Source organism: Proteiniphilum sp. UBA5463, from assembly GCF_002427225.1.
Classification (GTDB): Bacteria; Bacteroidota; Bacteroidia; order Bacteroidales; family Dysgonomonadaceae; genus Proteiniphilum; species Proteiniphilum propionicum.
The window spans coordinates 6,494-15,797 of record NZ_DIQL01000037.1 but is presented as its reverse complement, the minus strand read 5'-3'; the positions used below and the strand labels follow the sequence as shown (position 1 = coordinate 15,797).

Genomic DNA, 9,304 nt, shown 5'->3' with positions numbered 1-9,304 from the left:
GAAAAATTAGAAAAATCAAACAGGTGAACATAGTTACTCTGCGGTTGTAGATGATATAATAATCTTGACGTATGAATGATTTCAGCAGCGACAAGTCCTGTCCATAGATAGATTTCTTCATTCCTGTAATTGTCAACAAGTGTTTTTATTGTTTCCACATCTCTGTTTATGAGCGTAAGCATGCTGTCTGCATCCATTGATGTGGAACAGTAAATACTTTTGACAACCAGTTACTCTTTTTTCCTATTTCCTCCACAGCGTCTACATCGCAAATGGACCTACATTTAAGATATCATTTAAGCAAATCAGTTGAATTGAATTCAAATCTATTGCGTAGTGCAGAGAAAAGTTTAAGGAGTTGAGTACTTTAAGGGAAAAGAAAGACATAATAGGATGAAAAGGTTTATATAATATCTCATAGTTTAATATTTCCATCAAACTATATCAAGATTCGTAATGTTTTTATGCAGCAGAGAGCCTCTGCAATAAATTTCACCTCTCAATACGTTAATAAAAGTTATATTATTGTTAAATATCAGGTTTTATAACAAATATTTAAAATATTCTTCATTTATTTGTCAGACAAATCAGATTAATAATATCTGTTGTGCATTTTTATCTGAAAACATCGCTCATTTTTAAGTGAGAAAATATATTTGAAAATAATCTTACGATGGAAAGGCTTAGGATTCAAAACAATTCAACTACACTGGTAGATCAGGTCGAGGACAGGCTTTTGAACTATTTCAAAGAGAAGGACTTGCAAAAAGGAGATGCTATTCCTAATGAAATGGAATTAACCGTCTCATTGGGGGTGTCGAGGAGTGTAGTACGGGAGGCATTAAGCCGACTGAAGATGATGGGAATAGTGGAGACACGCACACGACGGGGCATGGTACTTTCCGAGCCTTCTATATTCGGCGGAATGAAACGTGCTGTTGATCCGAGAATTCTAAGTGAAGATACCCTCTTTGATATTCTCGGATTTAGGATTGTTCTTGAAATAGGCATTTGTAGTGAAATATTCCGAATAATTACTCCTGATGATATTGCAGATCTGGAAGAGATTGTGAATGTAGGAATCATGTATGAAAACAACGAATATGCTCCTTTTAGTGAATTTGCTTTTCACACAAAGCTTTATAAAATAACTGGCAACAAAACTATCTCCGAATTCCAGAATATCATTCATCCTGTGATGACATTTGTGAAGGACAAATTTCAGGAGTTTCTGGCACCCATTAATATCCGTTTAAAAGAGGAAGGGCGGATTGTAAGCCATCAGGACTTGCTACAGTTACTAAAAGATGGAGACGAAGACAGGTATAGAAAGGCCTTGGAGGAGCATTTTGAGGTTTACAGAATTTTTATCAGTCAAAGAAATCAATATCACATTGCTCAGCAAAACGGTTGATTTGATCGGTACAGTGCGATGTTGCTATTTAAAGTGTTTATAAGGCTTTTTCATCCTTGTAATCATCAGCCGAACACAAAAAGTATATTTACCAATTAAAATATCTATGAACAATTACAAAAAACTAAAAGGGCTAATTGCTGCAACCTTTACACCCGTTGATACTAACAGCGATATAAATTATTCTGTGATCAGAAAATATGCACAGCATATTAAAGATTCCGGAATATCGGGTGTATTTGTTTGCGGGACGACAGGAGAGTTTACTTCCCTCACCACTGTCGAAAGAAAACTGATCTTGGAGGAATGGATAAAACGTGGTGAAGGAGACTTTCAAATTATTGCCCATGTGGGCAGCAATAACCAGCGCGAGGCAATGGAGCTGGCACGTCATGCTGCAGTGAAAGGCGCAGATGGAATCGGATGTATCGCCCCTTCTTTTTTCAAGCCTGAAAAAGTGAAGGATCTGATCGATTTCTTTACGCCCATTGCTTCTTCCGCTCCTCAATTGCCATTCTATTACTACAACATGCCCTCCATGACCGGGGTAAACCTTTCGGTTGCACAATTTCTTCACGAAGGGAAAAAAACTATTCCCAACCTGGCCGGAGTGAAGTTTACACACAACAACCTGATGGAAATGGGCGACTGTATTCAGCTGGATAACGGGGCATTTGAGGTGTTGCATGGCTTCGACGAGACACTGATTTGTGGATTAGCACTCGGAGCCGTAGCCGGTGTGGGAAGTACGTATAACTATATACCCCATGTTTATCTGAATATTCTGAAATCTATGGAAAGTAACGATGTGGAAACGGCGCGTGCCTTTCAGATGCAGTCGGTAGAAATGGTAAAAATCATTATTCAATATGGAGGTGGCGTGAGAGGCGGAAAAGCCATCATGAATCTGATTGGAATCGAATGTGGACCCTGCCGCCCTCCTTTTGCCACATTCGAAAGGGAAGAGTATGATGCTCTCAGGGAGAACCTCCAGGGCATTGGTTTTTTGGTAAAATAGAGAAGGGAGTGTGTCCTCTAAACAATACCCCCTTCTGGAAGAATTTAAAAACACAATTATTTTTAAAATCTATACAAAGATGAGAAAAATTTATCGATTTTTGGCCTTATTAACTGGTATAATCTTTTCAGTTGCTTTTCTCCAGGCACAGGAGATAATGGTTAAAGGTGAAGTGCGCGATAACGAAGGTGAAACTTTACCTGGTGTTTCTGTGGTTGTGAAAGGAACCACACATGGTACCGTCACTGATATTGACGGGAATTATGCGTTGGCCGTTACTTCCGGTTCAACACTGATTTTTTCATATGTGGGTTATCAAACATTGGAAGTGAGAGTGACAAGCTCACCGGTCATCAATGTTGTTTTAAACACATCGACAGTAGGTCTTGATGAAGTGGTGGTCGTGGGATATGGAACCCAGTCACGCCGTACCATCACGTCTGCCATTACCAAAGTGGGTGGAGAGGTATTACAAAATGTACCGGTAAACACGGTAGGAGAAGGATTGAAAGGGAAAATTTCCGGAACACGTATTTATTCAAACAACAATACGCCAGGTGAAGATGCAACCATTCGGATTCGCGGCGGTTCCTCCATCAACAAGAGCAATGAACCACTCATCCTGGTAGATGGAGTTGAAAGAGCGTTTAGTGGGATAAATCCGAACGATATTGAATCAATAGAAGTTCTTAAAGATGCCTCATCCACAGCTATATACGGTTCAAGAGCTTCCAATGGGGTTGTTTTGATTACAACGAAAAAAGGATCTGTTGGCAAAGCTCCGAACATCACCTTCGAAGCAAACATGGCATTACAGGAAGCAGGGACACTCTATAAGTTCATGAACGCCAGGGATTATCTGAGTATTGTTCGTCCGGCAGTAGCTGCAGGTCCCAATGCAAAGTATAATTCAATGGATGGTTATTCCGCCAGTTCCGGCAATACAGCTACCTCCATCTATTCTACTCGTTATCTGGGAGAAGGAGAGACTATCCCGGCAGGTTATTATTCCATGCCCGATCCAATTGATCCGACAAAAACGCTGATATTTCAGGATAACAACTTTCAGGATGAAATCTACAAGCAGGCAGTTTGGCAAAATTATTATGTCGGACTTGATGGGGGAAATGAAGGGATTCGTTACAATGTCAGCCTTGGCTATACCGACGACGCCGGTGTTGCCATAGCCACTGGGTTCGACCGATTGAATTTACGCAGTAACATCGATGTAAACATCAATAAATATTTGTCACTTGTCGCGGGATTCGACTATTCCAGAGCTAATTCACAGGAGTACCCTAATCAGATGAATGTCATTTCAAGGGGTTTGGCGACACCACCCACTCAGAAAAAGTACAATGATGATGGAACCCCCACCAAAGGATACAATGCTACCTCACCCAATCCACTCTGGTATGCCTATTATAATGATCAAAGCCGAGAAGATAAAAGATTGTCAGCTTTTGGTAAACTTACTTACCGCATTTTTGATGATCTGAAAATTGAATCGCAATTATCAACCTACAACCATCATTACCAAAGCAACAGCTTTCAGAGAGCCAATGAATTTAACGGACTCCGTCCAGCCAGTTCATCCTTTGGCGAGCTTAAACGAGACAAACTGGAGATCTATGCAACCTATATTAAGGGGTTAGACGATCATTCATTATCTATAATGGGAGGACACTCTTATCAGAAGGACAGTAACCAATCCCTGGGGGCTTCCGTTGATGGGGCTAGTTCTGATAAGGTGCCTACACTGACCGCAGGCCCCAATAAGAAGGATGCAACCAGCAATTTTACTCAGGATGTGACGATTGGTTATTTCGGTCGTTTGACATATGATTTTCAAAAAAAATATCTGCTTTCTGCAACATTTCGGGAGGATGCTTCCTCACGTTTTGCAAAAGGAAAACAGTGGGGATTCTTTCCAGGAGCATCAGCCGGATGGATTATCTCGGATGAACCCTTTATGCAGGGAATAAAAAATCTTGATAACTTGAAAATCAGAGTTAGTTACGGCCAAACAGGGAACAATGCAATTGGTCTGTACGATGCGTACGGAAGGTATTCCACCAATGCAAGATATGATGGATTTGCGGGTATTGTAGCTTCTACTATGCCAAATATGGATCTGACCTGGGAGACCTCTACGCAACTCGACCTGGGATTCGATCTGTCACTTTTCAAGAATCGATTCACAGTCTCAGCAGATTATTTCGATAAAATCACAGAAAACCTACTTTTTAGCAAAGAGTTGCCAAATACCACCGGTTTTTCTTCTGTACAAACAAATATTGGAGAAGTAAAATTTTATGGATTCGACCTGGAGATTGGTTCGACCAATATTCGTACAAAAGATTTTGAATGGACTTCGAAATTCACCTGGAGTTTTGTAAAAAACAAGGTGCTTAAATTGCCAGATAACGGACGAGACAAGAATCGTATCGGGGGTATCACCCTAGCCGACGGAACGGCTTTCGGTGGAACTGCTGAAGGTGAGTCGCTTTACCGTTATTATGGATATATGGTAGACTATATCATTGAAACGGAAGAACAAGCCAAAACAGCGATGTATGATAATTCGGCAAAAGGCTATCTCCCTTCAGACGGGAAGAAAATTGCCGGAAGAAAGCATATCGGAGACTATGAATGGAAGAACAGGCCAGGTAGTCAGACCCGAAACGATAAAGATTACATTGACAGTCAAGATCAGTTTTTTCTGGGGTACACTGTTCCACACTCTACAGGAGGTTTAAATAACAATCTTACATTCAGAAATATATCTCTAAATGTTTTTGTTGATTGGGCATTGGGACACTCAATCAACAACAACTCTGAAATGCGATATTTTATGAACACCTTTGCCAATAATTACACATTGATTGATAAGGTAAAACAAACATGGAAAGCTCCCGGTGATAAAACAAAATATGCTCGTTTTACAGCCAATGATCCGGATGACGGAAATGCCAATTTTAGTCGTACATCCAACATCTTCAACTATAAAGGTGATTACCTTTGTATTCGTGAAATTAGCCTGCAATACAATGTACCTTCTTCAAAATTAGGTAAACTGGGTATGCAAAATCTGGCCATTACCTTAGCTGGTAATAATCTGCATTATTTCACCGCAGTGGAAGGCGTTTCACCTGAAGTAGGTGCATCCACCACATATAATGCTGGTTATTACAATTATCCTCCTATTCGTAAATATTCTATCGGAGTAAAAGTTACATTCTAAATCACACTACAAAAATGAGAATCATGAAAAGTAAAATCATCATATGCTTAATGTCCTTTTTTACGTTATTGACAGCATGTCACGGTGATCTGGACATCGTACAAAAGAGTGAGGTATCTGCCAACTCTATGTGGCAGGATGAAGGAGATGCTACTTCGGCTATATATGGGCTATATAACAGATTCAGATCTACATTTGAGCAAGGCTACATGTACTGGGGAGAGTATCGAACAGGATTGTGGGCCGACGGACTTGCTGGTCAGACGGCACGAGATCAGATTTATCAGAATCAGATTCCCACCAACCATGGTTATGCCAATTGGACTGATTTATATACGACGATCAATCAGGCTAATCTAATCCTGAAATATACACCAGAAATAGAATTTGTCAGTGAAGAAACAAAAAATAAGGTATTGGCCAATGCTTATTTCGTGCGTGCATTCTGTTATTACTGGATAGGCCGAATTTGGGGAGATGCTCCGGTATTGCTGGAAGGTTTTGAGTCAGATAAACAGGAAGGATTGTTCCCCGGTCGCGATGCGGCAGATTTGGTGTTTAAGCAAGTTGGTGATGATATTAATGCTGCGCTTAGTCATATGCCCGCCTCTGTAACCGACCGTAAATTAGCTTCACAGGCCTCTATAAACATGTTAAAAGCTGATTATAATCTTTGGATGTTTAAGGTACGTAACGGAGGCGATGCGGCACTCAACAATGCTGCAACGGCTGTTGCTGCAGTACTGGGAAACGGCAATTACAGCTTAGTAACTGATTATTCTTCCATTTTTAAGAATGAAGGGGGACCGGAGGTTATCTTTGCCTGGAGTTATCTTCAGGATGAACACACAAGTGGTGCCACGAATGACTGGCTGGTGCCCTCCCAGTATATTTCCCCAGAATATATTGAAAATCCTGTGAAAGTGGGAAGTCATCAACAATGGTGTTTTTATACGGCCGATTACAAAGCATTGCTTTCAGAGTATGAAAATGACCGACGAACCATTGTAAGTTTCCAGACGTTCTTTGATGATAAGAAAAATGGTACTTTCCAATGGATAAACAAGTATGCTGGATCCTGGGTAAGCGGTACTCGTATTTTCGATTCGGACGTGATCGTATATCGTTATGCAGATGCTGTACTGTTTGATGCAGAAATTAAAAATGCAAAAAACGACCGTAACGGAGCTGTGACTGCTCTCAACAAAATTGCCAAACGTGCCTATGGAGTCGATAGTTTTTATTCGAATACGCTTACAGCTTCCGAAATTGATGCATTAATACTGAAGGAGCGAATGAAAGAATTTGCAGCAGAAGGAAAGCTTTGGTGGGATTATATCCGTTTTGATGTAGTTTTTGAAAAAAATCCGTTCCTTGTAGGTCGTGAAAATGAACAAAACATCTTGTTGTGGCCTGTAGCACAAGCATCTATCAATCGAAATCCCAATCTCAACCAGACCCCGGGTTATGATAAATAGAAAATAATAAGAAGGAGACTCTCTAATTTCATGAGTCTCCCTCTTATTTAAAATAACCATAAAAGAGTGAATATCAATTCGTCCATCTGTAACCTGAAATTTGGATTGTTCTTTCATCTGCTTTTTTTATCATGTAGTAATAGAGATGAAGCAAAAGAACAAATACCCAATGTATTATTTATTGCGATAGATGATATGCTTCCGGTATTAGGTTGCTATGGGAACTCAACGGCTCTTACACCCAATATCGACACGCTAGCAAATCAGGGAGTTTTATTTATGAATGCCTACTGTCAGGTGGGACTCAGTAATCCTTCCAGAGCTTCATTGATGACGGGAATGCGACCGGATGAAATTAAGGTCTGGACGCTAAAACCTCATTTTCGTGAAGAAAAACCGAATGTAGTCACATTGCCTCAGTTCTATAAAGAAAAAGGCTACGCAACACGTGCAGTAGGAAAGATATATCATGATGGGGCATATCATCAGGATCCTATATCATGGTCGAATCCTTCCGTACTGAGTGTTACGCGTGACGGAAGAGGACATAAGTATGTATTACCTGAAAATTATATGCCCAAAAGGTCAAAAGCAACAACTACGGAGAATGCAAATGTACAGGATACGGCATATATTGATGGGAAAGTATGTCAGGCAGCAATTGAATTACTAAATCAACTGACAGATTCAACTTTTTTTCTTGCAGTGGGTTTCAGGCGTCCCCATCTTCCTTTCTCGGCGCCTAAAAAATATTGGGATCTCTATGAGCGTGAAATGTTCAAAAAAGAATTAAAAAATCCGAGAAGACCCGCAAGAGCACCAGATTTTGCATTTCATAATTCCAACGAGTTAAGAGGGTATGAAGATATTGGAGAATTAGGAGTTATCCGGGAAGAGAAGCAGCTGGAGCTCTTGCATGGATACTTTGCAAGCGTAAGCTATATAGATGCACAAATAGGTAAGTTGATTGCAGAATTAAAGCGACTGGGTCGCTATGATAATACGATCATCGTTCTTTATTCCGACAATGGTTTTCATCTTGGAGATTTCGGATTATGGGGAAAAACAACAAATTATGAAGCTTCGGTAAATATTCCATTAATATTCTGTGGTAAGGGAATTGAACAGGGAGCAATTAATCGATCAATGGTCGAGTTAATCGATATTTATCCAACCCTAATTGATTTGACTCATGGAGAAATGAAATCATCTCACGACGGAATTTCTCTTTTGCCGATCCTTAAAGGGAAGTCCTCAAAAGTGAAAAGTTATGCACTAAGTCAGATTGTAAGACCTTATCAGGACGCCATCAATTCGAGATCACCAGATTCAATGGGATATTCATTGAGAACGGAAAAATATCGTTACATAGAATGGCGAAATACAAAAGACATGTCGGTGTTCGCCCGAGAATTGTATCGGATGGATGATGCTTTGTCAGAAAAAGAAAATATAGCATCTGATATAAAAAATGAAGCATTAATGAATCAATTTTCCGATATTGTTAACAGGATTAGAAAATAGGAGAATGTATGCTGTTTGTGAAATCAAACATCAGTTAAAGAATAACAATACAACAAATGGTTCTTTTTAATCTATATGATATGAGGAAAAATTTACTTTTAATATCGTGTATCCTGCTTGTCTTACCGTTCCTTTCTTTGAAGGAAAAGGAAGATATTGATCAAACCGTCTTGTGGGAACAGGGGATGGGTGAATATAACAATTACAGGATACCGGCGCTGGTTGTCACCAACGAAGGAACACTGCTTGCTTTTTGCGAGGGACGTGAGTCAGGTGATACCGGAGATATCAACTTATTGATGAAACGTTCGAAAGATAATGGGATGACCTGGAGCAATGAACAGGTTGTATGGGACGATGCAAAAAACACCTGTGGGAATCCTTGTCCTGTGGTCGATGAGGAAACCGGGCGAATCTGGTTGTTTATGAGCTGGAATAATGGGAAAGACAAGGAAAGTGACATCATCAATAAAACATCGTTGTCTTCTAGATTGCCCTATGTCTGTTATTCCGATGACGATGGCAAAACGTGGTCGAAGCCGGCGAGTCTGGAAGAAACATGCCGCGACCCTTCATGGGGGTGGTATGCTACCGGCCCCGGAATAGGGATACAAGTGAAGAAGGGC

At 40.3% G+C, this 9,304-nt stretch carries 7 protein-coding genes; 6 read left to right on the top strand and 1 reads right to left on the bottom strand.

The genetic code is table 11. The features are described from left to right. The coding region (locus B3B27_RS06055) for a hypothetical protein (protein ID WP_286847109.1) at window positions 1-197 on the bottom strand (197 nt) is incomplete at its 3' end. A 476-nt stretch (window positions 198-673) separates the two neighbouring features. On the opposite strand from B3B27_RS06055, the gene B3B27_RS06050 reads away from it, so the two are divergent. From B3B27_RS06050 to B3B27_RS06025, 6 genes are all read left to right on the top strand, one after another. Continuing rightward, on the top strand, window positions 674-1,414 hold the full coding sequence (locus B3B27_RS06050; protein WP_286847108.1) for a FadR/GntR family transcriptional regulator: 741 nt from the start codon (window positions 674-676) through the stop codon (window positions 1,412-1,414). 106 nt (window positions 1,415-1,520) lie between these two features. Continuing rightward, entirely contained in the window at window positions 1,521-2,432 is a 912-nt protein-coding gene (locus B3B27_RS06045; RefSeq protein WP_286847107.1) for a dihydrodipicolinate synthase family protein, read from the top strand. A 79-nt stretch (window positions 2,433-2,511) separates the two neighbouring features. After that, window positions 2,512-5,676 carry a SusC/RagA family TonB-linked outer membrane protein gene (locus B3B27_RS06040; RefSeq protein ID WP_286845333.1) on the top strand — a complete coding sequence of 1,055 codons (3,165 nt, stop codon included), beginning with the start codon at window positions 2,512-2,514 and terminating at the stop codon, window positions 5,674-5,676. 23 nt (window positions 5,677-5,699) lie between these two features. Beyond that, the gene (locus B3B27_RS06035) at window positions 5,700-7,154 is read left to right on the top strand and encodes a RagB/SusD family nutrient uptake outer membrane protein (protein WP_286845336.1); all 1,455 of its coding nucleotides are present in this window, start codon (window positions 5,700-5,702) and stop codon (window positions 7,152-7,154) included. A 66-nt stretch (window positions 7,155-7,220) separates the two neighbouring features. Then, window positions 7,221-8,678: a sulfatase gene (locus tag B3B27_RS06030; protein WP_286847106.1), complete on the top strand. Its 1,458-nt coding sequence runs from the start codon at window positions 7,221-7,223 to the stop codon at window positions 8,676-8,678. A gap of 80 nt (window positions 8,679-8,758) precedes the next feature. After that, window positions 8,759-9,304 (top strand): sialidase family protein (locus tag B3B27_RS06025; RefSeq protein ID WP_286847104.1); only part of this gene is annotated, 546 nt, incomplete at its 3' end.

Excerpts from the sequence above, each read along its gene's own strand:
- B3B27_RS06040 (WP_286845333.1), top strand. The coding sequence starts at position 2,512 with ATGAGAAAAATTTATCGATTTTTGGCCTTATTAACTGGTATAATCTTT.
- B3B27_RS06045 (WP_286847107.1), top strand. The coding sequence starts at position 1,521 with ATGAACAATTACAAAAAACTAAAAGGGCTAATTGCTGCAACCTTTACA.
- B3B27_RS06050 (WP_286847108.1), top strand. The coding sequence starts at position 674 with ATGGAAAGGCTTAGGATTCAAAACAATTCAACTACACTGGTAGATCAG.
- B3B27_RS06035 (WP_286845336.1), top strand. The coding sequence starts at position 5,700 with ATGAAAAGTAAAATCATCATATGCTTAATGTCCTTTTTTACGTTATTG.